General features: G+C 66.8%; 27 protein-coding genes. 16 read left to right on the forward strand and 11 right to left on the reverse strand.

What is annotated here, in order from left to right:
- Nucleotides 1–59 precede the first annotated feature (59 nt).
- From trpB to ACZ1I2_RS17125, 7 genes are all read left to right on the forward strand, one after another.
- The gene (gene trpB, locus ACZ1I2_RS17095; RefSeq protein ID WP_465176426.1) at nt 60–1289 is read left to right on the forward strand and encodes a tryptophan synthase subunit beta; all 1230 of its coding nucleotides are present in this window, start codon (nt 60–62) and stop codon (nt 1287–1289) included.
- On the forward strand, nt 1286–1480 hold the full coding sequence (locus ACZ1I2_RS17100; protein ID WP_465176425.1) for a hypothetical protein: 195 nt from the start codon (nt 1286–1288) through the stop codon (nt 1478–1480). The genes trpB and ACZ1I2_RS17100 overlap by 4 nt, the downstream gene beginning before the upstream one ends.
- A complete protein-coding gene (trpA, locus tag ACZ1I2_RS17105) occupies nt 1477–2289 on the forward strand; it encodes a tryptophan synthase subunit alpha (protein ID WP_465176424.1) in 813 nt (270 codons plus the stop codon). Before ACZ1I2_RS17100 ends, trpA begins: the two co-directional genes overlap by 4 nt.
- Nucleotides 2286–3140 (forward strand): acetyl-CoA carboxylase, carboxyltransferase subunit beta, encoded by an 855-nt coding sequence (accD, locus tag ACZ1I2_RS17110; RefSeq protein WP_465172956.1) that lies wholly within the window; start codon nt 2286–2288, stop codon nt 3138–3140. The genes trpA and accD overlap by 4 nt, the downstream gene beginning before the upstream one ends.
- A gap of 45 nt (nt 3141–3185) precedes the next feature.
- Nucleotides 3186–3569, forward strand: a complete 384-nt coding sequence (locus tag ACZ1I2_RS17115; RefSeq protein ID WP_465172955.1) for an endonuclease domain-containing protein — start codon at nt 3186–3188, stop codon at nt 3567–3569.
- Nucleotides 3570–4907 carry a bifunctional folylpolyglutamate synthase/dihydrofolate synthase gene (locus tag ACZ1I2_RS17120; RefSeq protein WP_465176423.1) on the forward strand — a complete coding sequence of 446 codons (1338 nt, stop codon included), beginning with the start codon at nt 3570–3572 and terminating at the stop codon, nt 4905–4907.
- A gap of 69 nt (nt 4908–4976) precedes the next feature.
- Nucleotides 4977–5411 (forward strand): DUF6628 family protein, encoded by a 435-nt coding sequence (locus ACZ1I2_RS17125; RefSeq protein ID WP_465172953.1) that lies wholly within the window; start codon nt 4977–4979, stop codon nt 5409–5411.
- Here the strand turns inward: ACZ1I2_RS17125 and ACZ1I2_RS17130 are convergent.
- Nucleotides 5401–6150, reverse strand: a complete 750-nt coding sequence (locus ACZ1I2_RS17130) for a tetratricopeptide repeat protein (protein WP_465172952.1) — start codon at nt 6148–6150, stop codon at nt 5401–5403. The genes ACZ1I2_RS17125 and ACZ1I2_RS17130 overlap by 11 nt on opposite strands.
- Nucleotides 6147–7517, reverse strand: a complete 1371-nt coding sequence (locus ACZ1I2_RS17135) for an AmpG family muropeptide MFS transporter (RefSeq protein ID WP_465172951.1) — start codon at nt 7515–7517, stop codon at nt 6147–6149. The genes ACZ1I2_RS17130 and ACZ1I2_RS17135 overlap by 4 nt, the downstream gene beginning before the upstream one ends.
- Nucleotides 7518–7581: 64 nt before the next feature.
- Between ACZ1I2_RS17135 and ACZ1I2_RS17140 the strand changes: the two genes are divergently transcribed.
- Nucleotides 7582–8721 carry an aromatic ring-hydroxylating oxygenase subunit alpha gene (locus ACZ1I2_RS17140; protein WP_465176422.1) on the forward strand — a complete coding sequence of 380 codons (1140 nt, stop codon included), beginning with the start codon at nt 7582–7584 and terminating at the stop codon, nt 8719–8721.
- A 9-nt stretch (nt 8722–8730) separates the two neighbouring features.
- Here ACZ1I2_RS17140 and ACZ1I2_RS17145 read toward each other — a convergent pair whose 3' ends face one another.
- The gene (locus ACZ1I2_RS17145; RefSeq protein WP_465172949.1) at nt 8731–9309 is read right to left on the reverse strand and encodes a TetR/AcrR family transcriptional regulator; all 579 of its coding nucleotides are present in this window, start codon (nt 9307–9309) and stop codon (nt 8731–8733) included.
- Between the two features lie 92 nt (nt 9310–9401).
- On the opposite strand from ACZ1I2_RS17145, the gene ACZ1I2_RS17150 reads away from it, so the two are divergent.
- On the forward strand, nt 9402–9977 hold the full coding sequence (locus tag ACZ1I2_RS17150; RefSeq protein WP_465172948.1) for a DUF308 domain-containing protein: 576 nt from the start codon (nt 9402–9404) through the stop codon (nt 9975–9977).
- A gap of 4 nt (nt 9978–9981) precedes the next feature.
- On the opposite strand, the gene ACZ1I2_RS17155 is transcribed toward ACZ1I2_RS17150, so the two are convergent.
- Nucleotides 9982–10413: a response regulator gene (locus tag ACZ1I2_RS17155; RefSeq protein ID WP_465172947.1), complete on the reverse strand. Its 432-nt coding sequence runs from the start codon at nt 10411–10413 to the stop codon at nt 9982–9984.
- 233 nt (nt 10414–10646) lie between these two features.
- Here ACZ1I2_RS17155 and ACZ1I2_RS17160 point away from each other — a divergent pair, with 233 nt between their 5' ends.
- Together ACZ1I2_RS17160 and rsmD are read left to right on the forward strand one after the other, a co-directional pair.
- Nucleotides 10647–11894 carry a pseudouridine synthase gene (locus tag ACZ1I2_RS17160; protein ID WP_465177120.1) on the forward strand — a complete coding sequence of 416 codons (1248 nt, stop codon included), beginning with the start codon at nt 10647–10649 and terminating at the stop codon, nt 11892–11894.
- Between the two features lie 3 nt (nt 11895–11897).
- Nucleotides 11898–12437 (forward strand): 16S rRNA (guanine(966)-N(2))-methyltransferase RsmD, encoded by a 540-nt coding sequence (gene rsmD / locus ACZ1I2_RS17165; RefSeq protein ID WP_465172946.1) that lies wholly within the window; start codon nt 11898–11900, stop codon nt 12435–12437.
- A 109-nt stretch (nt 12438–12546) separates the two neighbouring features.
- On the opposite strand, the gene ACZ1I2_RS17170 is transcribed toward rsmD, so the two are convergent.
- From ACZ1I2_RS17170 to ACZ1I2_RS17180, 3 genes are all read right to left on the reverse strand, one after another.
- The gene (locus ACZ1I2_RS17170; RefSeq protein WP_465176421.1) at nt 12547–13821 is read right to left on the reverse strand and encodes an MFS transporter; all 1275 of its coding nucleotides are present in this window, start codon (nt 13819–13821) and stop codon (nt 12547–12549) included.
- Between the two features lie 266 nt (nt 13822–14087).
- A complete protein-coding gene (locus ACZ1I2_RS17175) occupies nt 14088–15740 on the reverse strand; it encodes an inorganic phosphate transporter (protein ID WP_465176420.1) in 1653 nt (550 codons plus the stop codon).
- A 141-nt stretch (nt 15741–15881) separates the two neighbouring features.
- Nucleotides 15882–17006, reverse strand: coding sequence for a pepsin/retropepsin-like aspartic protease family protein (locus ACZ1I2_RS17180; RefSeq protein WP_465176419.1), 1125 nt, complete (start codon nt 17004–17006; stop codon nt 15882–15884).
- Between the two features lie 165 nt (nt 17007–17171).
- Here ACZ1I2_RS17180 and ACZ1I2_RS17185 point away from each other — a divergent pair, with 165 nt between their 5' ends.
- The 3 genes from ACZ1I2_RS17185 (at nt 17172) to ACZ1I2_RS17195 (ending at nt 20239) form a co-directional block, all read left to right on the forward strand.
- A complete protein-coding gene (locus tag ACZ1I2_RS17185; RefSeq protein WP_465176418.1) occupies nt 17172–19475 on the forward strand; it encodes an ATP-dependent helicase in 2304 nt (767 codons plus the stop codon).
- An 85-nt stretch (nt 19476–19560) separates the two neighbouring features.
- A complete protein-coding gene (locus ACZ1I2_RS17190; protein WP_465172941.1) occupies nt 19561–19938 on the forward strand; it encodes a type II toxin-antitoxin system RelE/ParE family toxin in 378 nt (125 codons plus the stop codon).
- Nucleotides 19916–20239, forward strand: a complete 324-nt coding sequence (locus ACZ1I2_RS17195; RefSeq protein WP_465176417.1) for a helix-turn-helix domain-containing protein — start codon at nt 19916–19918, stop codon at nt 20237–20239. Before ACZ1I2_RS17190 ends, ACZ1I2_RS17195 begins: the two co-directional genes overlap by 23 nt.
- Before the next feature lie 78 nt (nt 20240–20317).
- Here the strand turns inward: ACZ1I2_RS17195 and ACZ1I2_RS17200 are convergent, their stop codons facing one another.
- The 3 genes from ACZ1I2_RS17200 to ACZ1I2_RS17210 all read right to left on the reverse strand — a co-directional run bounded on the left by ACZ1I2_RS17200 (nt 20318) and on the right by ACZ1I2_RS17210 (nt 22638).
- On the reverse strand, nt 20318–20632 hold the full coding sequence (locus tag ACZ1I2_RS17200; protein ID WP_465176416.1) for a hypothetical protein: 315 nt from the start codon (nt 20630–20632) through the stop codon (nt 20318–20320).
- A 147-nt stretch (nt 20633–20779) separates the two neighbouring features.
- Entirely contained in the window at nt 20780–21796 is a 1017-nt protein-coding gene (locus tag ACZ1I2_RS17205) for a hypothetical protein (protein ID WP_465176415.1), read from the reverse strand.
- 233 nt (nt 21797–22029) lie between these two features.
- Nucleotides 22030–22638 carry a hypothetical protein gene (locus tag ACZ1I2_RS17210; RefSeq protein WP_465176414.1) on the reverse strand — a complete coding sequence of 203 codons (609 nt, stop codon included), beginning with the start codon at nt 22636–22638 and terminating at the stop codon, nt 22030–22032.
- A gap of 91 nt (nt 22639–22729) precedes the next feature.
- Here ACZ1I2_RS17210 and ACZ1I2_RS17215 point away from each other — a divergent pair, with 91 nt between their 5' ends.
- Both ACZ1I2_RS17215 and ACZ1I2_RS17220 read left to right on the forward strand, forming a co-directional pair.
- Nucleotides 22730–23533 carry a DUF6454 family protein gene (locus tag ACZ1I2_RS17215; RefSeq protein WP_465176413.1) on the forward strand — a complete coding sequence of 268 codons (804 nt, stop codon included), beginning with the start codon at nt 22730–22732 and terminating at the stop codon, nt 23531–23533.
- Between the two features lie 343 nt (nt 23534–23876).
- Nucleotides 23877–24317, forward strand: coding sequence for a hypothetical protein (locus tag ACZ1I2_RS17220; RefSeq protein WP_465176412.1), 441 nt, complete (start codon nt 23877–23879; stop codon nt 24315–24317).
- Between the two features lie 34 nt (nt 24318–24351).
- On the opposite strand, the gene ACZ1I2_RS17225 is transcribed toward ACZ1I2_RS17220, so the two are convergent.
- The gene (locus tag ACZ1I2_RS17225; RefSeq protein WP_465176411.1) at nt 24352–24738 is read right to left on the reverse strand and encodes a response regulator; all 387 of its coding nucleotides are present in this window, start codon (nt 24736–24738) and stop codon (nt 24352–24354) included.
- Nucleotides 24739–24770 lie beyond the last annotated feature (32 nt).

A 24770-nucleotide genomic window follows, 5' to 3' on the forward strand; every position in this document is an offset into this window, starting at 1 on the left:
CCCGCGAACAGCTTTACTCAACTCGACACCGTCATCCGAGGTGCTAAAGCGCGCGCACCATGAACGTCCCCAATTCCTTCCGCGCCCAGCCCGACGATCGCGGGCATTTCGGCGAGTTCGGCGGCCGCTACGTCGCCGAGACGCTGATGCCGCTGATCCTCGAGCTGGATGAGGCCTATCGCGCCGCCAAGGCCGATCCCGCCTTCACCGCCGAGTTCGAGGATCTGCTCGAACATTATGTCGGTCGGCCCAGTCCGCTTTATTATGCCGAGCGGCTGACCGAGGCGCTCCGCGAGTCCGCCCCGCAAGGCAAGGGTGCCCAGGTCTGGTTCAAGCGCGACGAGCTGAATCACACCGGCGCGCACAAGATCAACAATTGCATCGGCCAGATCCTGCTTGCTATGCGCATGGGCAAGACGCGGATCATCGCCGAGACCGGCGCCGGCCAGCACGGCGTCGCCACCGCGACCGTTTGCGCGCGCTTCGGCCTGCCCTGCGTCATCTATATGGGCGCGCGCGATATCGAACGGCAGCAGCCGAACGTGTTCCGCATGAAGCTGCTCGGTGCCGAGGTCCGCCCGGTCACCTCGGGCGCGATGACGCTGAAGGATGCGATGAACGAGGGCCTGCGCGACTGGGTCGCGAACGTCCACGACACCTTCTACATCATCGGCACCGCCGCCGGCCCGCATCCCTATCCGGAGCTGGTCCGCGATTTCCAGAGCGTGATCGGCAAGGAAGCGCGCGCGCAGATGCTGAGCCGCATCGATCGCCTGCCCGACCTGCTCGTCGCCGCGATCGGCGGCGGATCGAACGCGATCGGTCTGTTCCACCCGTTCCTCGATGACGCCGGTGTCGCGATGCTCGGCGTGGAAGCGGCCGGCCACGGCCTCGACAAGCAGCATGCCGCCAGCCTCGCCGGCGGATCGCCCGGCGTGCTCCACGGCAACAAGACCTATCTGCTGCAGGACGAGGACGGCCAGATCGCCGAGGCGCATTCGATCTCGGCCGGTCTCGACTATCCCGGCATCGGCCCGGAGCATTCATGGCTCCACTCGATCGGTCGCGTCCAATATACCAGCGCGACCGATACCGAGGCGCTGGACGCCTTCCAGCTGCTCTGCCGGACCGAGGGCATCATCCCCGCGCTCGAGCCGAGCCACGCCATCGCCGCCGTTGCCCGCGTCGCGCGCGAGATGGATCGCGACCAGATCATCCTGTGCAATCTGTGCGGGCGGGGCGACAAGGACATCTTCACCGTCGCCGAGGCGCTGGGGGTCGAGATATGAACATCCCCAATCTGTTGACCGGCGCCGTGGTGGGCGCCGCGGCTGCGCTGATCGTGCGCGAGCTGAACCAATATGGCCTCGCTTTTTCCGACTGGCGCCTGCCGCTGCCCCGCGGCCTCGAGGCCGTCGAAATGGGCGCCCTGGTCGGCGTCCTGTCCCAGCTCTTCAGCCAATGGCGCGCTGCTCGATGACTCGTCTCTCCGCTGCCTTCGATCGTGCCCGCGAACAGCATCGTGCCGCGCTCGTCACGTTCGTCACCGCCGGCGATCCGACGCCCTGGGCCACCGGCTCCATCCTCGACGCGCTGGTTGCCGGTGGTGCCGATGTGATCGAGCTGGGTATGCCCTTCACTGACCCGATGGCCGACGGCCCCGCGATCCAGGCCGCCAATCTGCGCAGCCTCGGCGCCGGCACCACCACCGCCGACATCCTCGCCATCGCCAAGGCCTTTCGCGAACGCCATCCCGGCGTACCGGTCGTTCTGATGGGCTATGCCAACCCGATGCTCCGCCGCGGCGCCGACTGGTTCGCCAGTGCCGCGCGCGATGCAGGCGTCGACGGCGTGATCTGCGTCGACCTGCCGCCCGAGGAAGATGACGAGCTCGGCCCGAACCTGCGCGCCGCCGGCATCGACCTGATCCGCCTCGCGACGCCCACGACCGATGCGGCGCGCCTGCCCGCGGTGCTCGGCGGGGCGAGCGGCTTCGTCTATTATGTCTCGGTCGCGGGCATCACCGGCCTGCAACAGGCAGCGCAGGATTCGATCGAGAGCGCCGTCGCCCGGCTCAAGGCAGCGACTGACCTGCCCGTCGCCGTCGGCTTCGGCGTTCGCACGCCCGATCAGGCGGCCGCCATTGCCCGCGTCGCCGATGGCGTCGTGGTCGGCTCGGCGATCGTCGAGCTGGTCGGCCAGCACGCCGAGGGTGCAAGCGGGCCGGTCGAAGCCTATATCCGCTCCCTGTCCACGGCGATCGCCGCGGCCCGAAAGGAAACAGTATGAGCTGGCTCACCAGCGTCCGGAACGCGCTGTCGTTCGTCGTCCCGAAAAAGGATACGCCCGACAATCTCTGGCACAAGTGCAAGGGATGCGGGCAGATGGTGTTCCTGAAGGAACTGGAGGAGAATCTCCATGTCTGCCCGAACTGCCAGCATCATGAGCGCATCGGCCCGGTCCTGCGCTTTCAGTATGTCTTCGACGCGGGCAGCTACACGATCATCCCGCTCCCGCGGGTGCAGGACGATCCGCTCAAGTTTCGCGACACCAAGCGCTATGTCGACCGCATCAAGGCAGCCCGCGCCGCGACGTCGGAAGGTGACGCGCTGATCAACGCGCGCGGCACGATCGAAGGCCGCAAGGCGGTGGTCGGCGTGCAGGATTTCGCCTTCATGGGCGGATCGATGGGCCTGGCGGTCGGCGAGGCGTTCGTGCGCGGCGTCGAGAACGCGATCGAGGACAATTGCCCCTATATCATCTTCACCGCCGCCGGCGGTGCACGCATGCAGGAGGGAATTCTCAGCCTGATGCAGATGCCCCGCGCGACGGTGGCGATCCAGATGCTGCACGATGCCGGCCTGCCCTATATCGTCGTGCTGACCGACCCGACCACCGGCGGCGTCACTGCAAGCTATGCGATGCTCGGCGACGTGCAGATCGCCGAGCCAGGCGCGCTGATCGGCTTCGCTGGCCAGCGCGTGATCGAGCAGACCATCCGAGAGAAACTCCCCGAGGGCTTCCAGCGGGCCGAATATCTGCTTGAGCACGGCATGCTCGACATGGTGAAGCACCGCCGCGACCTGCGCGCGACCCTCGCCAGCCTGATCGATTATCTGTGCGCGAAGAAAGCGGCGTGACCATAAAGCCCTCTCCCCTCCGGGGAGAGGGTTGGGAGAGGGGCAGTGCCGAAGACTGACGAAGCCCTTCTCGCCCGTGCGAAATCCATGCGTAGCGACATGACGCAGCCCGAGCGCGAGTTGTGGATTGCGTTACGGGCCAAGCGCTTCGACGGTGTCAAATTCTCCCGGCAAGTTGTGATAGGCCCGTTCATCGCCGACTTCGTGGCGAGGTCTCGCAAACTGATTATCGAAATCGATGGCGACACGCATGCCGATGCCGCGAGAGACGACCGGCGTAGCGAGTGGCTGAACCAGCAAGGATATCGCGTGATCAGATTTGGCAATTCAGACGTGATGCGGAATTTAGAGAGCGTTCTCACAGCTATAAGCGCTGCGCTCGCGACTGCCCCTCTCCCAACCCTCTCCCCAGAGGGGAGAGGGCTTTAGATGCCCGACTTCGCCACCTCCACCTCCGCCGCGGTCCAGCAGCAGCTCGACCGCCTCTGGTCGCTGTCGCCCGGCGCCGACATCCTCGGCCTCGAGCGCATCACCGAATTGCTCGGCCGTCTCGGCAACCCGCAGGACAGCCTCCCGCCGGTGCTGCATGTCGCCGGCACCAACGGCAAGGGCTCGACCTGCGCTTTCCTGCGCTCGGCGATCGAGGCGGCCGGGCTGACGGCTCATGTCTATACCAGCCCCCATCTGGTCCGCTTCAACGAGCGCATCCGCATCGCCGGCACGCTGATCGGGGACGACGCCCTCGCCGCCCTCCTCGAGGAAGTGCTCGATGTCGCGGGTGATATCGGCGCCAGTTTCTTCGAGGTGACGACCGCCGCTGCCTTTCTCGCTTTCTCGCGCACGCCGGCGGACGCGTGCATCATCGAGGTCGGCCTGGGCGGCCGGCTCGACGCGACCAATGTCATTGCCCGTCCGCTCGTCACCGGCATCGCCCAGCTCGGCATCGATCATCAGAGCTTTCTAGGCGAGACCGCGGAAGAGATCGCCGGCGAGAAAGCCGGCATCGCCAAGCCGGGCATACCGCTGGTTACGATGCGCTACCCCATCCCTATCGCGCAGCGCGTCGAGGCGGTCGCCCGCGCGGCACGCGCGCCGGTGTCGGCGGCCGGAGATGGCTGGTTCTTCGCCGCCGATGACGGCAAGCTCGGCTATCGCGACGCCGCCGGCCGGATCGAGACTCCGCTGCCCGCCCTTGCCGGTCCGCACCAGCCCGAGAACCTCGCTCTCGCCATTGCGATGCTCCGTCACCAGACCTCGTTGATCATCCCGCCCGAGGCCTATCGCACCGCCGCCGAGACGACCCGCTGGCCCGCGCGCATGCAACGCCTCGGCGCCGGCCCGCTCGCCGAGCTGCTTCCGCCGGGCAGCGAACTCTGGCTCGACGGCGGGCACAACCCCGCCGCCGCCGCCACCGTCGCCGCGACGCTTCGCCAGATCGCCTTTCCCGGCACCGGTCGCAGCGAAGTCCACCTCATCCTCGGCATGCTGGCCAACAAGGACCCCGCCGGCCTGCTCGCGCCCTTCGTCGGCTTGGCCACCACGCTTCACGCCGTCCCAGTGCCCGACCATGAACACCATGCGCCCGAGGCACTGGTCGCCATCGCCCGCGGCCTCGGCATGATCGCCAATCCCGCCTCCGACGTCCGCACCGCGCTCGCCGACATCACCGCGGCCGCCGATCCGGCCGAGCCGCCGATCGTCCTGATCCTCGGCTCCCTCTATCTGGCCGGCGACGTGCTCGCCGCAAACGACGAACCACCGACCTGATCCTTATTGCTATTGACTTGCAATAACCAAATCGCGACGCTGCCATTCCAGCAGATGGAGTCGCGTATCATGACGGTCACCCCAGCCCCGGCCCCTACCCAGATGTTGCCGCACGCCATGCCGACCTGCCCCAATGGGCGGCTCGCCTTGTTCGCGATCCGGCGGATCGGAGCGCATGGCCTCGCCGATGCTCATGCAGCGCATGCCATGCTCAACGGTTTCGGCGAGGGTTTCCGTCGCCCGCTCGTGCTGATGCGCGCGCTGATGGCCGATCTCGCGACCACGGCGAACGGCCCCATTTCGATCGCGCCCTGTTGCTGCATGCGCATGACCGCAGCTGAAAGTGCAGTACTGACCGTGCTCGCCCGCGCCGAGACGGCGCCGGAGACGGCCCGGCTGTTGCTCGCCGACCTGCTCGGCATCCGCCGCATCGACGGCGTGCTCGCCAGCGCGATGGCCCTCGCCGCCGCCTTTGCCGATGCGGGTCGGCCGATTACGATCTAGCGCGAAGCTCGCCCAGCCGATCCATCGCCCAGCGATACATGTCGGCCTCGGCCGCGCGCTGCTGCCGGTCGAGCCGCTTCATCCGCGCCTCGACTTCCTCCAGCACGGTCCGCGCCTTTTTCTCCCAGCCCTGGTCGAGCAGCAGCGCGGCATAGCGGCACCGCCCTTCCTCGCCCGGCAGGCGCGTGACGAGATCGGCATACATCGCCAGCGCCTCCTCCTTGCGCCCGAGCGCTTCGAGGATTCGCGCCCGGAGCAACCCCTGGCGGTCGCGATCGCTCTGCGCGCTCGCCGGATCGTTGGCGTCGAGCACCGTCAGCGCCTCGGCCGGATCGCCCGTCTCGAACAGCGCCCGCGCCAGCTTTTCGCCCGTCCGCATATCGGCCGGCCCCCGCTCGATCGCCTCGCGCAGCAGGGGCAGCGCCTCGCCATATCGGCCCAATGCCGCCAGCGCGTCCGCCAGCCGGATGCGATTGGCCGCGGTATCCGCCAGGTCCAGCGCATCGCGCGCCGCCCGGACTTCCCGCTCCGGATCGAGCGCCGCCACTGCTTTGGCACGTGCGGTGCGGACATGACGATTGCCCTGCAGCCGCGGATAGACCTCGATCACCAGATAGGCGATCGTGCTGGGGCCCGGCAGGAACATCAGCGCCATGATCCACAACTGATTGCGCCCGTTGCGGATCACGTCGATCACCAGCATCACCTGGATTGCCAGGATCGCGAGATAGAGGATCATGTCGCGGGCGGCTCCGATGCCCCCGCAACGACGGGAGCCGCGCCAGGCACGGGCGGTTCATCGCCCCCGCCCGCGCTGCCGATCGACCGGTCGACCAGTCCCGACCGGATCATCCACCAGAACAGGAGCACCCCGGGAAAGGCGATCACGGTGGTGAGCAGATAGAAATTCACATAGCCCATGGCCTCTATCAACCCACCAGCCGTGGTGCCCGTCACGAACCGCCCGACGATGCTCGCGGCGGCGGAGATCAGCGCATATTGCGCGGCGGTGAAGCGCAGGTCGGTCAGCGCCGAGAAATAGGCGACCACCGCGACACCGCCGAACCCGCTCGCGAAATTCTCGAAGCCGATCGCGCCCGCCATGCCGATGTTCGAATGCCCCGCCGCGGCGAGCACGGCGAAGCTCAGATTGGACACTGCCATCAGCACCAGGGACAGCAGCACCGACCGCTTCATCCCCATTTTCGCGTAGAGCACGCCGCCGACGAAGATGCCGATCAGATAAGCCCAGAAGCCGATCCCGACATCGTAAAAGGCGATCTCGTCATTGGTGAATTTCAGATCGTCGAACAACAGGCGGAAGGTCAGGTTGGCGAGCGTGTCCCCGACCTTGTGGATCAGGATGAAGGCCAGCACGATCGCCGCGCCCTCGCGGGTGAAGAATTGCGCGAAGGGGCCCCAGATCGAGGCGAGCATGGCGCCGATGCCACGCCGCACCGCAATCTCCCGGTGCCGCGCCGGCTCGCCGACGATCAGGCCTGCCAGCATCGCCGGCAGCGCCAGCATCGCGCAGGCGAGATAAGCCCATTCCCAGCCGCCCCGCGCGGCGATCACCAGCGCCAGCGCCCCGGCGCCGGCCGACCCGATCCGCCAGCCATATTGCGACATGCCGGAGCCGACGCCGAGCTGGCGCGGTTCGAGGATCTCGATGCGATAGGCGTCGATCACGATGTCGAAGGTCGCGCCCGCCGCCCCCACCAGGATCGCGGCAATCGCCGCCGCCATGATATCCGCCTTGGGATCGATCAGCGCGAGGTTGGCGACCGCCGCCATCACCAGCACGCCCGCGAGCAGCAGCCACGACACGCGCTGCCCCAGCCGGCCGATGATCGGCAGCTTCACGCCGTCGACCGCCCAGGCCCATATCCATTTGAGATTATAGACCAGGAAGGCGAGGCTGAACGCGGTGACGGTCTTCTTGTCGATCCCGTCCTGCGCCAGCCGCGTCGTCAGGGTCGCGCCGATCATCGCATAGGGAAAGCCCGAGGAGATGCCGAGCGCCAGCGCCGCCAGCGGGGCCTTTTCGAAATAGGGGCGGACGCCGTCCATCCAGCCGCCCGGCCGCTCGATTTCCAGCTCGCTCATCCCGCTCTTGCTCCCCGGCCTTATCCGGCAGACACTAGCGTCAAAAATCGGGAGAGGAAGCGAGATGAACGCGCCCACCAAGATTACCGTGCCGACCCTGGGCCAGCTCGCGCTGGCCGCGCAGCTTGCCGCCGGCGGGACCCGGCCGACTCTCGGCATCACCCATGTCGATGCCCGCGCCTATACGGCGCCGGAACGCCATGCCGCGGAACAGGCACGCATCTTTGCCAAGGTGCCGCTGGTCATCGGGCCTTCCGCGCTGCTGCCGCAGAACAACATGGCGGTGCCGCATGACGGCTTCGGCAAACCCCTGCTCGTCGCCCGCGGCAGGCAGGGCAAGGCGCAGGTGTTCCTCAATGTTTGCCAGCATCGCGGCACTCGCCTGGTCGAAGGCAGCGAACCGGTCTGCGCGCCGCGGCTGATCTGCCCGTATCATGCCTGGAGCTACACGCTCGACGGCGCGCTCGCCGGCCTGCCCCGGCCGGACAGCTTTCCCGGCCTCGACAAGAGCGGCTTCGGCCTCAAGCGCCTGCCGACGCGCGAGGCCGGCGGCCTGATCTGGTTCGCTTTCGACGATCATGCCGATTTCGCCGAAGCCGAGGCGCTGGGCCATGATTTCGATGCCTTCGATCTCGCCGGCCAGCATCTCTTCCGCCGGCGGACGCACGACGTGGCCGCCAACTGGAAGCTGATCATGGACGCTTTCCTGGAGAGCTATCATGTCCAGCGGCTGCACGCGCAGACGATCGGCCGCTTCTTCAAGGACGGCGTCTCCACCGGCGACCATATCGGCCCGCACCAGCGCTCCGCGGTGGGCCGCGAGGCAGCGCTCGCTGCCTGCTCGGCCGAGGACTGGCCGACGCTGAGGGCGGCGATCACCTATACCTATCAGATGTTCCCCGGCACCGTGCTGATCGTCAGCCCGGACTATATGAACCTGATGGTGCTGATGCCCCAGTCCGAAGGCCGGGTGCTGGTCGAGGACTTCATGCTGATCCCCGAAGCCCCCACGACCGAAAAGGCGCTGGCGCATTGGGAGAAGAGCTGGAACCTGCTCGATGGCGGCGTCTTCGCCTCCGAGGATTTCCGTGCCGCCGCGCTGGGTCAGGAGGGGCTGGCCTCGGGCGCGATCGATCGGGTCACGCTCGGCACGCTGGAAACCGGCATCCGCGCCTTTCACGACCAGGTCGAAGCGAGACTCTGAGCGCCGGAGCTAGTGCAGACGCACGATGCGTGACAGCAAGGTCTCGGTGATCGCGACGAAGCGCTCCGGCTCCCCGAATGCCCGGGCGGAGAGCATCGCACCGTAGATCGCCGACATGAACGCATCCGCCTCTTCCGCCGGCGAGCGGACAAGCGACACGCTTCCCTGCCGCACGCCCAGTGCGAGGATATGCGCGAGCCATCCCGACAGCTCGGCGAAATGTGCGCGCACCGAGTGCGCGAGATCGTCCGGCAGGCTAGGCAGTTCGGCGGCGAGGATCGCGGCGACGCAGAAGGGCGCCGAATCGTCCAGGATGCAGCGCTCCCAATAACCCGCATAGGCGCGAAGCTGGACGCCGGCCTCGGGCTCGGTCTCCGCCAACTGGGCGACCTGCGCGCGGATGATCGCGCGCGATTGCTCCACCACGGCGACCGCCAGGTCGCTCTTGCCGGTGAAATGATGGTGGATGCTCGGTTTGCGGATGCCGATCGCCGCCGAGATATCGGCATAGCTGAACCCGTTATAGCCACGTGTCATGATCAGCTGACGCGCCGTCTCCACAATCTGCTGTGCCGTACTTCCCGCCATATGCCTACCTTCCAATAGGTAGGTATTTGCTTGCAAGCCGATGAGCAAGGGCCTAGTCGCCTACCTACTAGAAGGTAGAGAGAGAATCACTCATGTCGAGCATCGAACAACGCCATTCCCTGAGCACCGTCACGCCGGATGCCGCCGGGCTGCGAAACTATTATTTCCTGCGCGCCGTGGTCGCCGCCATCTGGGTCGCGGCGGCCTTTACGATCGGGGCGGCTTCCGCCGCGATCGGCGCTGCGCTGCTCGTTGCCTATCCGGCCTGGGACGCGCTGGCGAACCTGATCGACGCGACGCGCAATGGCGGACTGGCGCGCAATCGCACCCAGGCGCTCAACATGGTCCTCAGCACCCTAACCGCGGTCGCGGTGGCGGTGATGATCGGAAACCTGCATGCGGTGCTCGCGATCTTCGGCCTGTGGGCGATCTTTGCTGGCCTGTTGCAGCTCGCCACGGGGGTGCGGCGCTGGCAAACCTATGGCGCGCAATGGGCCATGATCCTGAGCGGTGCCCAGTCCGCGCTCGCCGGCGGGTTCTTCATCAAACAATCGCTGGGCAGCGCTACCCCGGGAATCACTGATGTGGCGCCCTATGCCGCGTTCGGCGCCTTCTACTTCCTCGTATCGGCGCTCTGGCTCACCTTCCGGCCAGGAGCCAAAGGCTAGGGTCCTAGGCCGCCTTGTCGAACAGGCTGAACCCGCTGGGCAGCCGTTTCGGCTTCCGGCCTTCGATCACCGCTTCGATCGCGTTGATCGCCGCCAGCAGGTCGCGTTGCGCATAGGGTTTGGACAGGCACCCCGCAGCCACGTCGCGTGCCCCCTCGGGGCACGCGCCGGTCACGAACAGCACCGGGATGCCGGCACCATGGGCCTCGTGCGCCACGTCGATTCCGCTGCCATCGGCCAGGCTGATGTCGACCAGCACCAGATCGATGTCCTCCTCGCCGCGAATCACTTCCACGGCCGTGGCGACGCGGTCCACCGTCGCGACGATCTCGAATTCCGCCTCGCGCAGGAAATGTTCCGTGTCGAACGCGACGAGAGGCTCGTCCTCGACAATCAACACCCTGCAAATGCGCCGTTTCTTTTTGCCGAACAACATCGTCCGGTGCCCGCCTTTGTACTGGGCCCGGGCAAGCAACTTCCCCCGACCTTGTTACGCATCCGTCTCTTAACGCGCGGCTTCGGGATCGGGCGCAATATTTTTTTCATGTCGACACGAAGAAAAGCGGTATCAGCGCCTCTGTGTCCATTTTCAGAGAATCCAAGGAGCAGCAGCGCATCGCCAAGCTGCTCGCCCGTGCCGGCATCGCCTCGCGCCGTGAAATCGAACGCATGATCGCCGAAGGGCGCGTCGCGCTCAACGGCACCGTCATCGATACGCCTGCAACGATCCTCACCTCGCTCCACGGCGTTACCGTCGACGGTAACCCGGTCCAGGCCGCGGCCCCCGCGCGGCTGTTCCTCTACCACAAGCCGAGCGGCCTGCTCGTCACCGAGCGCGATCCCGGCGGGCGCCCGACGATCTACGACAAGCTGCCGAACGACCTGCCGCGCGTGGTCCCGGTCGGCCGGCTCGATCTCAATACCGAAGGGTTGCTCCTCCTCACCACCGATGGCGAGCTGAAGCGCCAGCTCGAATTGCCGGCGACCGGCGTCGAGCGCGCGTACCGTGCCCGCGCCTATGGTGCCGTCACTCAGGCGCAGCTCGAGGAATTGATCCACGGCGTCGAGATCGAGGGCGTGCGCTACGGATCGATCAACGCCAATCTCGAACGCCGCACCGGTGCAAACGTCTGGATCGAAATGATCCTGACCGAGGGCAAGAATCGCGAAGTCCGCCGCGTGCTCGAGCATCTGGGTCTCCGCGTCTCGCGCCTGATCCGCACGCGCTATGGCCCGTTCGTGCTGGGCGACCTGCCGGTGGGCGAGGTCGGCGAAGTCCGCCAGGTCGATGTGATCGCCTTCCGCAAGAACCCGACGAAGAACATCACGCCGGAGAGTTCGCCCCCCGAGATCAAGCGCCGCGCCCCGGCGCCGTCGCCTGTCCGGCTCGGCGCGCAGACGCCGCAGCGGACGACGCGCGCGCCGCGCCATGACGAGCGCCCCGCCGCCGCCCGCGACGCGCGGATCGCGCAGGAAGCGCCCAAGCGTGCCGTCCGCCCCGCTGCCCGCATCACGCGCGAAGACGCGGCCAAGGCGGATCGCGCTGCCTTCGACGTCCGTCCGGCGCGCCGCGCGCCCGCGCCCCCACGCAATGGCGACAAGCCGGCGACATGGTCGCCGCGCGACAGCCGCCCGGCCGAGGAACGCGCTGCCCGTCCGGCGCCGTCGCCCGCGGGCGTGAAGCCCAAGCGCTTCTACGACGCCAAACCCAAGGGCGGCGGCAAGGCCGCGCCTCCGGGCGAAACCCGCCCGGCCCGCGTGTTCAACCCGGAACTCGGCCGCAACGTCCGCGCCAAGCCGCCGCGCCCGCCCCGCGACGAAGCGCCATCGGACTCCCGCGGCACCAAGCCCGCCGGCAAGCCGCGTCCCAAGGCCGGCTGGGCCAAGCCCAAGCCCAAACCCCGCACCCGGAAATAAGTCATGCGTATCATCTCCGGCCTGTGGCGCGGCCGCGCCATTATCGCCCCCAAAGGCGACGCCACCCGCCCCACCGCCGACCGCACGCGCGAGGCGCTGTTCTCGATGCTCACCAGCCGCCTCGGCAGCTTCGAGGGGCTGGCGGTGGCCGATCTCTTCGCCGGATCGGGGGCGCTCGGGCTCGAGGCGCTGTCGCGCGGGGCCGGATCGTGCATCTTCGTCGAGCAGGACCGCGCCGCGATCGATGCGCTCAAGGCCAATATCGCCAAGCTCGGCACGAAAGCCGATGTCCGCGCCCAGTCGGTGCTCGCGCTCCCGCCCGCCACCCAGCCGCTCGACGTGATCCTGATGGACCCGCCCTATGGCACCGGTGCCGGCATGGTCGCGCTCGACCGGCTCAACCGGCTCGGCTGGGTGAGCGATGCGACCTGGATCAGCATCGAGACCGCCAAGACCGAGACGGTCGAGGTCGATGGTTTCACGAGCGATGCCGAACGCACGCACGGCAAGATGAAGATCACCCTGCTGCGCCGCGCCGGCTAGCCCTACTCACTACGTCACCCCGGACCTGTTCCGGGGTCCATCGTGCCGCACACCCATCAGTTGAGGCTCTTGCGCAGACATGGATGCCGGAACCAGTCCGGCATGACGGTTACACCAAAGGCGCGCGTCCCTTGCGCAGCAGCGCCAGCCCGCCAAAGCTGAGCAGGCCCGCCACCAGCAGATAGACCCCAACCAGCCCCAGCCCGCCCTTGGCCGCCAGCCAGGACGCCACGATCGGCGCCATCGCGCCGCCCAGGATGCCGCCGACATTGAAGGTCATCGACACGCCGGTATAGCGCACCTCGGCCGGGAACAGTTCGGGCAGCCAGCCGCCGAGCGGGCCATAGGCAAAGCCCATCACGAACAGCGCAAAGGCCAGCCACAGGAACACGACAAACAGCGACGCCGCGCCGAGCATCGGCCCCATCAGCAGCCCCGCCATCGCGGCGCCGGCAAAGCCCCAGCGCAGCATCGCGGTCGCGCTGTGCCGGTCCGCCAGCACGCTCGCGACGATCACGCCAAGCGCGAGGAACAGGATCGCGGCGAGTTCGACCGCGAGAAACGCCTGGCGGTTATGGCCGAGCGTCGTCGTGCCGTATCCGAGCGCAAAGGCGGTCGCGAGGTAGAAGAGCGCGAAGCAGGCTACCACGCCGAAGATGCCGGCCATGGTCGGGCGGAGATGATCGCGGAACAAGGTGACGATCGGCACCTTGGGCAGCTTCTCCTCTTTTGCTGCCTCGAGGAAGGCCGGAGTCTCGGTCAGCTTCAGCCGCACCCACAGCCCCAGTGCGACCAGCACCGCGCTGGCGAGGAAGGGCAGCCGCCAGCCCCAGTCGCGGAATTGCGCATCGGTCAGGGTGGCGCCGAGGATCAGGAAGAAACCGTTCGCCGCGATGAACCCCACCGGCGCGCCGAGCGGCGGAAACATGCCGTAGCGGTTGCGCCAGCCCGGCGGCGCATTCTCCACCGCGAGCAGCGCCGCCCCGCCCCATTCGCCGCCGAGCCCGAGCCCCTGGCCAAAGCGCAGAATGCACAGGATCAGCGGGGCGACCCAGCCGATCTGGGCATAGGTCGGCAGGAACGCGATCGCGACGGTCGATCCGCCCATCAGCATCAGCGAAGCGACCAGCGTCGACTTGCGCCCGATCCGGTCCCCGAAATGCCCGAAGATCGCCGCGCCCACTGGCCGCGCGATGAAGGCGAGGCCGAAACTGGCATAGGACAGCAGCAATTGCGCCGACTGGTCCTCGGCCGGGAAGAATAGCGGCCCGAACACCAAGGCGGCGGCGGTCGCGTAAATGTAGAAATCGTAGAACTCGACCGAGGTGCCGATCAGGCTGGCGAGCAGCACGCGCTTGTGCGCGGTCATGGGGAGTGAGTTCATGACCACTGGTTCGCGCGGCCAATCCTTTCGGTCAAGAAACTATTCCCTCTTCCGGCAGAGCCGGCGAAATGGCCTGCACTACCTTTCCGGTCCGTCACCCCGGACTTGTTCCGGGGTCCATCGTGCCGGAGAAACAATGCTCGTTGCGCTTGCGGGACGATGGATGCCGGAACAGGTCCGGCATGACGTATGAGGTGAAGGCGGTCGCCCCACCCTTTTTCGTCGCTTCGCTCCTCCCTTCGCTCTCCCGTTGAGAAAGGGACTCCTCAACGCGTCGCGAACGTATCCAGCAAGGTCAGCATCAGCCAGTAGAGCCCGCCCGCCAGCAGCATCGCCGCCGGCAGCGTCATCACCCAGGCCAGCGCCATGCTGCCGATCGTCCGTGCGCGCAGCCCGGCGCCGTTCGCGACCGAGGCGCCGGCCACGCCGCTGGTCAGGATATGCGTGGTCGATACCGGCAGGCCGTAATGTTCGGCCGCGAAGATCGTGCCCGCCGCGACCAGCTCGGCCGAGGCGCCCATGCCATAGGTCAGGTGAGTCTTGCCGATCCGCTCGCCCACGGTGACGACGATCCGCTTCCAGCCGACCATCGTGCCCAGCCCCAGCGCGATCGCGACGGTGATCTTCACCCAGAGCGGGATGAAGCGCGTGCCCTCTTCGAGATGCTTCTGATAACCGTCGATCGTCTTCAGCTCGGGGCCGGAGAAGGTCTTCGCCGCCGCCGGATCCTTGGTCACCAGCCGCGTGGTGTCGAGCACCAGATACATGTCGTTGCGCAGGTTCGGCGTCGCCGCCGCCGGCACCTTGTCGAGCGAGCCGAAGCCGCTGATCCGCTGGCTCACGTCGCGCGACAGCGTGTCGACCGCGGCATAGACCTGCGGGCTCGCCGCCTGCTTGGTCTGGAGCGCATGAGTCAGCGTATCGCGCGCCACACCCACATCGTTGCTGGCGGCGCTGGTGGAGTGGGCGCTGAACGCGGCGCCGGCCGAAGTCGCGCTGGCGACGAAGGCCGGCATCGCGCTTTCCGGCATGGTGCGGTTGAGCGCATAGGCGGTCGGCGCGCAGCCGATCAGGATCAGCATGATCAGGCCCATGCCCTTCTGTCCGTCATTGCCGCCATGGGCGAAGGAGACGGCGGTGCAGGTCGCGATCAGCAGCGCGCGGATGCCCCGCGGCGGCGGCGCATTGGCCTCCGGCTCGCGGTAGAGCTTGGGGTTGCGCAGCACCAGCTTCATCACGAACAGCAACGCCATCGCGGCGAAGAAGCCGATCAGCGGCGCCATCCACAGCCCGGTCAGGATCTTGTAGGCCTGGCTCCAGTCGACGCCCGAGGTGCCGCCCTTGCTCGCCGACAGCAGCTGGTTGGCGAAGCCGACCCCCAGGATCGAGCCGATCAGCGCATGGCTGGAGGAATTGGGCAGGCCGACATACCAGGTCGCGAGGTTCCAGATCACCGCCGCGAGCAGCAGCGCGAAGATCATCGCGAAGCCGGCATTGCTGCCGACATGCAGGATCAGGTCGACCGGCAACAGGGTGATGATCGAATAGGCCACCGCCCCGCTGGAGAACATCACGCCGAGGAAGTTGAAGAAACCCGACCACACCACCGCGACATGCGCCGGCATGGAGTTGGTGTAGATCACCGTCGCGACGGCGTTGGCGGTGTCGTGGAATCCGTTCACGAACTCGAAGCCGAGCGCGATCACCAGCGCGAGACCGAGGAACAGGAACACGCCCGTCGCCATCTGCTCGCCGACCTGGGCGGTATCGAGGAAGATGCTGAACCCGGCATAGGCCAGGCCGCCGAGCAGTACCGCGAGAAACAGCCAGCGGCCGGCAGGATGCATCGACTGATCGAGCCGGGGCCCACCAGAGGATCGCTCGTCCGAATCGGCGAGCGCTGAGAATGTCGTTGCCATGGTGAAACCGCTTTGCGCGCTTGTGTGACAAGTTGATGACAAGGCCCGTCCCCTCCCGGGGCCGTCGGCTTCGCAGCCCTTGTCGTTCGTCCTGGGCGGCGTCTTTACCGATGACGAGGCAGGTCCGCCACCCTTTTCATCTCAAAGATAGGGCGCCGGCGTCACCGTCACCTGCAGCGCTTGGCCGCCGCGCCGGAGCGAGAGCGGCACCGCCGCCGCGCCGCGCCGCCCGTCGAGCTTGCCGATCAGCGGGCCGAACCGCTCGCCGACGATCTCGTCGCCCATCTGCACGCCCGCCTTCTCGCCCGGGCTGCCGCGGCCGACCTGCCCGACCACGATGCCCTCGCCCTTCCGGTCGATCCAGATGCCGGACATGGCGTAACGGTCCGGAACGGGCGGAAGCTGGTTAAGCTGGACCCACATGATGCCTGCCTTGACGTCGCTCGCCAGGTTCAGGCGGCGCAGCAGGGGCAGGCCGATATAGCCGTCCGCGATCTCGTAGCGGCCGGCCGAACCGCTTTCGACCACGACCAGCGGCGCATCGAACCTCGTATCGCCGATCTGCAGGCTGCCCGCGCGCACCAGGCGGCTCGCATGCTCCCCGCGCGCGGCGAGCGGCACCCAGGGCTTCGCATCGTCCCACAAGCCGCTCTTGCGCGAGGCAGGGCCATAAAGCCGCGCCGCGACCGGCGCGCCGGTATCGAGCAGGAAGCGATAGCTCTGCCCGTCGAGCATCACGTCGGCGAAGATATAGGCGGACCCGTTGACCAGATTGTGATGCCGGATCTCGGACGCGAGGCGGACATAGCCGGTGCGATCCTTGATGCCGTCGCGATAGATGCGCCACTCGCCCTTGCCGAAATCCAGCTCGCTGTCGAAGGCGGTCATCGCCCCCGCCGCGAGCGATCCCGACACGTCGTCGCCGAACGACACCCGGTCGGTTCCCGCCAGCGCCACATCCTCGTCGCGCAGGCTGCCGCCGATGATGAAGTCGCGCGCATCGTAGATCGGGTAGATACGTTTCTCCCCGCCGATGCCGAGCGACGCGGTCGTCTTCTTCACCAGCCCCAGCCGCTTCGCGAGATCGTCCCGGATCAGGCCCACCACGCCGCCGGTGTCCATCGCGAAGAAGAACGGCCCCTGCCCCGCCACGCCGCACGCCACCAGCACGCGGCCTTCCTCCAGCGCGATCGGGATGGTCACCGGCGGCCGCGCCGCTGCGGCGGCCCGCAGTCCACCGACGGGCAGGATCGTTGCGGCGGCCATTCCTCCGAGCAGGTTTCGGCGTGAAATCATGATGATGCGACTCCAGGTGGCGGTCACTTTGTAGCCGAGGAAAAATGACGGCGTGAAGACTCGGCATCCCGCCCTACTCCCTCTCACTCCAACACGCGCTTGCCCCCATCGCCCGCGTTCCCTACCTGTTCACCGATGAGTCTCCCCGCGCCCAGCCCTGCCGACCCGCCCTATCTCGCGGGCCTGAACGCCCCGCAGCGCGAGGCCGTGCTCACCACCGAGGGCCCGGTGCTCGTCCTTGCCGGCGCCGGCACGGGCAAGACGGCGGCGCTCACCGCGCGCCTCGCCCATCTGCTCTTCACCAAAAAGGCCTGGCCGTCCGAGATCCTGTCGGTCACCTTCACCAACAAGGCCGCGCGCGAGATGCGCGACCGGGTCGGCCGGCTCGTCGGCGATGTGGTGGAGGGCATGCCCTGGCTCGGCACCTTCCACGCGATCGGCGCGAAGATGCTGCGCCGCCATGCCGAGCTGGTCGGGCTGCAGAGCAATTTCACCATCCTCGACACCGACGATCAGCTGCGCCTGCTGAAACAGCTCATCCTCGCCGCCGATCTCGACGAGAAACGCTGGCCCGCGCGCCAGCTCGCCGGGCTGATCGACCAGTGGAAGAACAAGGGCCTGACGCCGTCCGACATCGATGCCGGCGAAAGCGAGCTCTACGCCAATGGCCGCGGGCGGGAGATGTACGCGCAATACCAGGCCCGGCTGAAGGCGCTCAACGCCTGCGATTTCGGCGACCTGCTACTCCACATGCTGACCATATTGAAGCGCGATCGCGGCGTGCTCGCCGACTATCAGCGCCGCTTCAAATATATCATGGTCGACGAATATCAGGACACCAACAGCGTCCAGTATCTCTGGCTCCGCCTGCTCGCGCAGGAGAGCAAGAACCTCTGCTGCGTCGGCGACGACGACCAGTCGATCTATTCGTGGCGCGGCGCGCAGGTGGAGAATATCCTGAAGTTCGAAAAGGACTTCCCCGGCGCCAGGGTGATCCGGCTCGAGCAGAATTACCGCTCCACCCCGCACATCCTCGCCGCGGCCTCGGGCGTGATCGCCAATAACAGCGGCCGGCTCGGCAAGTCGCTATGGACCGATGCGAGCGAGGGCGAGAAGGTCAAGGTGCTCGGCGTGTGGGACGGCCCCGAGGAAGCGCGTCGCGTCGGCGAGGAGATCGAGTCCTGCCAGCGGGCGGGCAAGAGCCTCGACGACATCGCCATCCTGGTCCGCGCGCAGCACCAGACGCGCGAGTTCGAGGAACGCTTCATCACTATCGGCCTGCCGCACAAGATCCTCGGCGGGCAGCGCTTCTACGAACGGCTCGAGATCCGCGACGCGATCGCCTATCTGCGCGTCGTCGCGCAGCCGGCCGACGACCTGGCCTTCGAACGCATCGTCAACACGCCGAAGCGCGGCCTTGGCGACAAGGCAGTGCAGAAGGTCCACCAGCTCGCCCGCGCCGAGGATGTGCCGCTGACCGTCGCCGCCGCGCGCATCCTCGACACCGACGAGCTGACCGGCGCGGCGCGCCGCGCGCTGGGCAATCTGGTCGGCGACATGGCGCGCTGGCGCGGCATGGCGGGCGAGATGCCGCATCCCGAACTGGCCCGGCAGATCCTCGACGAGAGCGGCTATACCGGCATGTGGCAGGCCGAGAAATCGGCCGAGGCCGCCGGCCGGCTGGAGAACCTCACCGAGCTGATCCGCGCGATGGAGGAGTATGAGACTCTCGGCGCCTTCCTCGAGCATGTCAGCCTGGTGATGGATAACGAGGCGCAGGCGGGCGAGGCGCGGGTGACGATCATGACGATCCACGCCGCCAAGGGCCTGGAATATGACACCGTCTTCCTGGTCGGCTGGGAAGAAGGCCTGTTCCCGTCGCAGCGCGCGCTCGACGAAGGCGGCATCGCCTCGCTGGAGGAGGAACGCCGCCTCGCTTATGTCGCGATCACCCGCGCCCGCCGCCGCGCGATCATCCTCCACGCCGCCAATCGCCGCATCTACGGCCAATGGACCTCGAGCATCCCGAGCCGCTTCGTGAACGAACTGCCCGATGCGCATATCGAGCAGGAAAATTCGATGAGCGGCGGCGAAAGCCTGTGGCGCGCCAACTGGTCCGAACGCGCCGATCCCTTCGCGGACGTGGCGCGCGGGACCGGGCGCGGGCCGGGCTGGCAACGCGCGGCCGGCGTGGCGCCCAATGGCGGCGGATTCACCAGCCGCACCTTTACGCGCGAGCCTTCACGGGTGGTGGAGGCGCGGGCCAGCGCGGTGAGCATCGGCAACAAGGGGCGCGACGACCTGTCCGTGGGGATGCGGGTGTTTCACCAGAAGTTCGGATACGGCTCGATCGCCGAGATCGAGGGGAACAAGCTCGAGATCGATTTCGAGAGCGCCGGGCGGAAGCGGGTGATGGATAGTTTTGTGAGTTTGGGGTGAACCGCATCGGGCGCCGGCTTGAAATCTATAGCTCCAGGGACTACACTATGCGCCATGATGGGCTTGTCCGGCCATGAGCGTCTACATGACCAAGCAGTTTGCGCGCTTTGCCCGCAAGGCTCGGTTGGAAGACTCCGGTCTGATGGAAGCGGCGGCCGATATTGCCGAGGGCCATTATGATGCGGATCTCGGCGGAGGCGTGTTCAAGCAGCGTGTTGCCCGCCCGGGCGGCGGCAAATCCGGCGGCTTCCGCACCATCATATTGTTCAGGGTCGGCGGGCACAGCTTCTTCGCACACGGTTTTGCGAAGAACGACAAGGCGAATGTTACGCCCGTGGAGTTGAAGGCGCTGAAGCGTCTGGCGGAGATATTTCTAGCCTTCTCCACGGACGAGATAGGCGTGGCGATGGACGCCGGGCAATTGATCGAGGTGACGGACGGTGACGACGAAGAACAAGGCTGAAAACGACATCCTGGCCTCGGTCTACAAGACTGCTGCCGGGCTGCATCAGATCGGACTGGTCGACAAGGCGACGATGCGCGAGTTCGACGCACTGTGCCTCACCCCTGTCGAGCCCCTGAGCCCGGTGGAAATCCGCGCCCTGCGCGAACGCGAGCAGGTCTCCCAGCCGGTCTTCGCGCGATATCTGAATGTGCGGAAGGACGCCGTCAGCAAATGGGAACGGGGCGAGAAGCGACCAGATGGTCCATCGCTCAAGCTGCTCAACCTGGTAAAGGCCAAGGGGCTACAGGCTATCGCGTGAGGCCCTTGCGTTCAGGGGTAATTGCACGCTTCCCGGTTATACGGTGCTGCGGAGGCAAAGAATTACGGTGCCAGTTTACTAATTATCGCCGCGCTGTTCGGAAAATCGTAAGCCAGTCGCAACCGATAGAGCCGCAAGATCGCGGGCAAGATCGCCCTGGGGACTCACTACATTATTCTGCGACAATTCGAGCAACGCCCCTTCGAATCGGCGCCTGACAAGGGGATCGGCGGCCAGATATGAAGCGCCCGCCTCGCTCGCCGCGTCGGGCCCGGCGGCGACGAGAAGATATTCTACGAGCGACTTCGGCCAAAGCGCCACATTCTTCACCAGGGGCAAGACCGTCTCGGTCCGCTCGAACGCGGCGAAAAAGGGGAAGATGATCTCCCGCATCGCGTTGGCGGCAGCTGCTCGACTGGAAGCCGGTCAAGGCGGGGGACTTCATCAGGCCGGTCGAAACCGCCCAATGCCTCCGATCTCGAAATCCCGGTGACGTTGCACTTTCAGCCACCGGAAAGCCGCCGTCAGCCCGGCGGCGCGTCAGGATCCGAGGTCAGGGCAGACGATACCGAACGAGCCCGCCGTCAGCGCCCGTACCGGCTCACCCCGGCGACCCCGGCGAGGCTGACCGGTGCGCGGATCCGGAGCCAGGTCGAATCCGATATCGTAAAGCTGCTCCCCCGCACCCAGGAGGAGATCGGCGCGGATCGTGACCTTTGGTTTCTGGCCCGCGGGAATGCCCGACCAGTCGCCCCCGAACGTCATCGCGCAGGTAAAGCGCGTGCTCCATTGCGGCGGGATGTCGAGATCGGCCCACGCATGGGTGAAATTGTTGGCGTTCGTGCTGGTGTCGCGATGGCCGAGCACCTGACCGTTCAGCGGCGTTCCCGATGAAATGGTGTAGCTGCTGCCCTTGGGGATGTTCTCGAATATCACCGAGAAGTCGACCCGGGCTTGCTCGTCGCCCTGATTATAACCCGATTCAAACGCGACCTGAGGCACGTCTCCGCGGATCGAATGGACATTGCGCTGGGCGACGTTCGCGTTGCGCGACAGTGCCGCAGCGAGGCTCGATATATCGCGGACGCCCCTCAGCGGATCGCGATGTTCGCGCGTTTCGGCGATCGCGATGAGGCAATAATACTCCGCGATATCGCTCGGTACCCAGGTGAAGGGATCGGTGGTGGCGCCGATCGCCCCGGGGCCGATCGCGAAGCGCGGGTTCTGGTCACCCGACGAGGTGGCTAGCTTGTTCTGTTCCCACAGCCAGGGATAGAGCAGGATGTTCGGCCTCGCCCAGAAGAGGTTCCACCAGCCCGACTGCGCATCCGGCGCGCAGTTCTTTCCCCGCACATAAAGATAGTTCGGCCAGCCGACATGAAGGCCGTTGTCATAAACCTTGCCATAGTTGCCGGGATCGAGGAGCAAGCCGGGATCCTGAAATGGGACCGGGCCGGCGAGAATAATGTCCGGCGACGTCGCCAGCGCGGAGCGCGGGACCGTGCCCCGCTCGTTCAGCGTGGCCCGGGCGACGATCCCGTCCCATTGCTCGTCCATCGCAATTCTCCTTCCATGCCGATTGCTTCACTCGGCCGAGTGAATTGCGGTGTCAGGTCGCTTAGCCCTTAAGCGATCCGGTGGCGACAGAGATAGAACAGCTCCCGCTGTTTATCCTCGGTCCGGCCTTACGCGCCCCGCCCGGCTATGGCATCCCGCGCCCGGCTCCCCGGCCCCAGCGCCACACCGACGCTCCCGCGAGCCGCCGCCGCCCTGCCGGGAACCCGTCACTCCTATTTCTTCTGAAACTTCTTGCCTGGGCCTTCCCCCGCATCGATCATCAGGGTGGCCCAGGCCTGCATGTCGATCCCGGCCAGCAGCCCGACCATCGATTTCTCGACGGCCGGATCGCTCATCAAGCCCGTCATCGCGGTCTCGCCCAGGACCCGGAAACCCTTTTCCAGGGCGTCCGTCCCGCCGGCCTTGATGCTGCCGATCGCCTCGGCGCGACAGTCGACCGTCAGCACCCGGGTGAAAATGATGCCGGCGGCCTTGGACAAGGCGTCACGCTGCGCCGGCGTGATCGAGGACATGGACGATACTTCCGGGCTGGCCGCCATCACCGAGAAGATCCATTTGACGAGGGCGCTGCGGTCACTGGGGCTGGTATGGGAAACGAGGCACTGCGCCAGCGGATCTTCGGCCTGCGCGTTCGCTGAGGCCGGCACGCCCGCGACGACAAGCAGGCCGCAAGCAAGTGCCGTGATTTTCCGTAGCATCGTCTTCCCCCCGGTTTGAAATCGCAGCATGGAAGAATTTAGGGCGCGATGCCAGTCGGATATCGGGCTGCGCGGCCGAAGCCTGCCGGGCCCGCGCGCGACGTCCCCGGCGGTCGGTATCACCCTTCGCCACCCCATTCACACCACCGTCGCAAACCGACGCTACCGGGCGCGCATCCAGTGCGGATGAACCGAAAGCCGGGAGCGACACGATATGCCGCGCAAGACGATACGGACCGCCCTGACCGCCCTCTCCCTCGTCCTACTGAGCCTGACCGCGGCGGTCGCGCAGCAGGAGAGCAGCGATCCGATCCAGAACGCGCAGCTCGTCGGCACCCTGCCGCTCGACGGGGAGTTGTTCCACATCCAGGGCGTCGATCTCGACAGCCGTCATATCTGGGTCACTTCGGTCGATCTCGCCGGCCACAAGGGCTATCTCCATCAGTTCGACCGGCGCAGCGGCCGGTTGTTGCGGCGGCTGGAGCTGACCGACGGCCCGCGCTATCATCCGGGCGGGCTGTCGCTGCATGACGGGTCGATCTGGGTGGCCGTCGCGGAAATGACCGCGAACAGCTCCGCCACGCTGATGGAAATCGACACGGGCTCGCTGGCGGTTCGCCGCAGGATCCCGGTCGCGGATCATCTCGGGTGCGTCGCGGTCTCGGGCGACACGCTCGTCGCGGGTAATTGGGACAGCCAGCTGTTGCGCATCTTCGATCTGGCCAGCGGGAAGCAGGTCCGGGTCGTGCCCAACCCCTTCCCCACGCGCTATCAGGACATCAAGTTCGTCGACGGCCAGCTCGTCGCGGGCGGCGTGGTGACGCCGCTCAGCGGCACGATCGACTGGATCGACTGGCCGTCGATGAAGCTCGTCCGGACCGCCCGCACCGGCGTCACCGACCGCGCCAGGCCCTATACCGGCGAAGGCATGGCAGTGAAGGGCCGCGACCTGTTCCTCGTGCCCGAAGACGGGCCGAGCCGGCTGTTCCATTTCAGGATGAGGGACGCGGCGGTTTAGAAGTAGCTTGCATCACATCGGAGCCACCAACACCCGTTCGTCCTGAGTAGCCATCGAGGTGCCGCGCAGCGGCGTATCGAGAGGGCGTATCGAAGGACAGGTTCCGCGCGACAACCTGTCCTTCGATACGGGCTCTCGATACGCCTTCGGCACCTCGATCCCTACTCAGGACGAACGGATCAGATTTAACGCTCGCCGCTCTATCCCGCAGGCGACGAAATAGAACCGGATCCCGCTGTTTAACCAGTATCCGGGTTTACAGGCTCCGCCCGGCCATGGCCTGTTGCGGCCCGGCCGCGACCTGTCGCCACGCCGGCGCCATGGCGAGCCCCTGGAGGTGCTTATGAGCGATACGCCCCCGACCGACCAGCCCAACGGCATTGGCGCGGATTTCACATCCACTACCTGCGCGGACCCCGATGGCGGCTCCGCGCTCGGCGCGACGCCGTTGCTGCCTGAGGCCGGCTGGCTCGCGATCAACGGCAACAGCGATCTGCAGGGCTGCGTGGTCGGGCCGTCCGGCGCCGTGGTCACCTGCGCCTATGTCACCAACCAGCCGCCAAAGGCGTATGAACACTATGCCTATGGCATCTGGGTGTTCGGCCAGGGCCCATCGGGTTTCGGGTCCGGCACGTTCCAGCTCGACTTCACCGACCAGGGCGGGTCCGGTTACAGCCTGAAGCTCTATTCCTCCACGCCGGCCTGGCATTACGTCAATTACAATTCGGATTCGCCGGGTATCATCGAGATGCGCTGGGCGCCCAACAACCTCCCCGTGGAATAGCGCTCATCCCCGATCGGGCCGCGCGGATCGGCCGCTACGCCGCCCCGATCCGCCGCAGCTTGGCCAGCAGCGCCTGCTCGTCGAACGGCTTGGTGATATATTCGTCGGCGCCGGCGGCGATGCCCTGATAGATGTCGGGCGTCTGCGTCTTGGAGGTGCAGAACACGACTTTCGGCGCGGCGCCGCCCGCAATCCGGCGCAGCGCGGCGACGAACTCGACCCCGCTCATCACCGGCATTTCCCAGTCGAGCAGGATCAGGTCCGGCATCGCCGCCCGGCACCGGGCGAACGCTTCCTCGCCATTTTCGGCCTCGGTCACCTGATAGCCGATGCCGGCGATGATGCGGTGCGCGACCTTGCGCATCACCCGCGAATCATCGACCAGCAGGCAATGCGGCTGGCGCGGCGCCGCGGCCGGCACGGGCGCCGGCGCTGCCTCGGGCGGCTGCGGGT

This window comes from Sphingomonas sp. BL-S-29, from assembly GCF_055521495.1.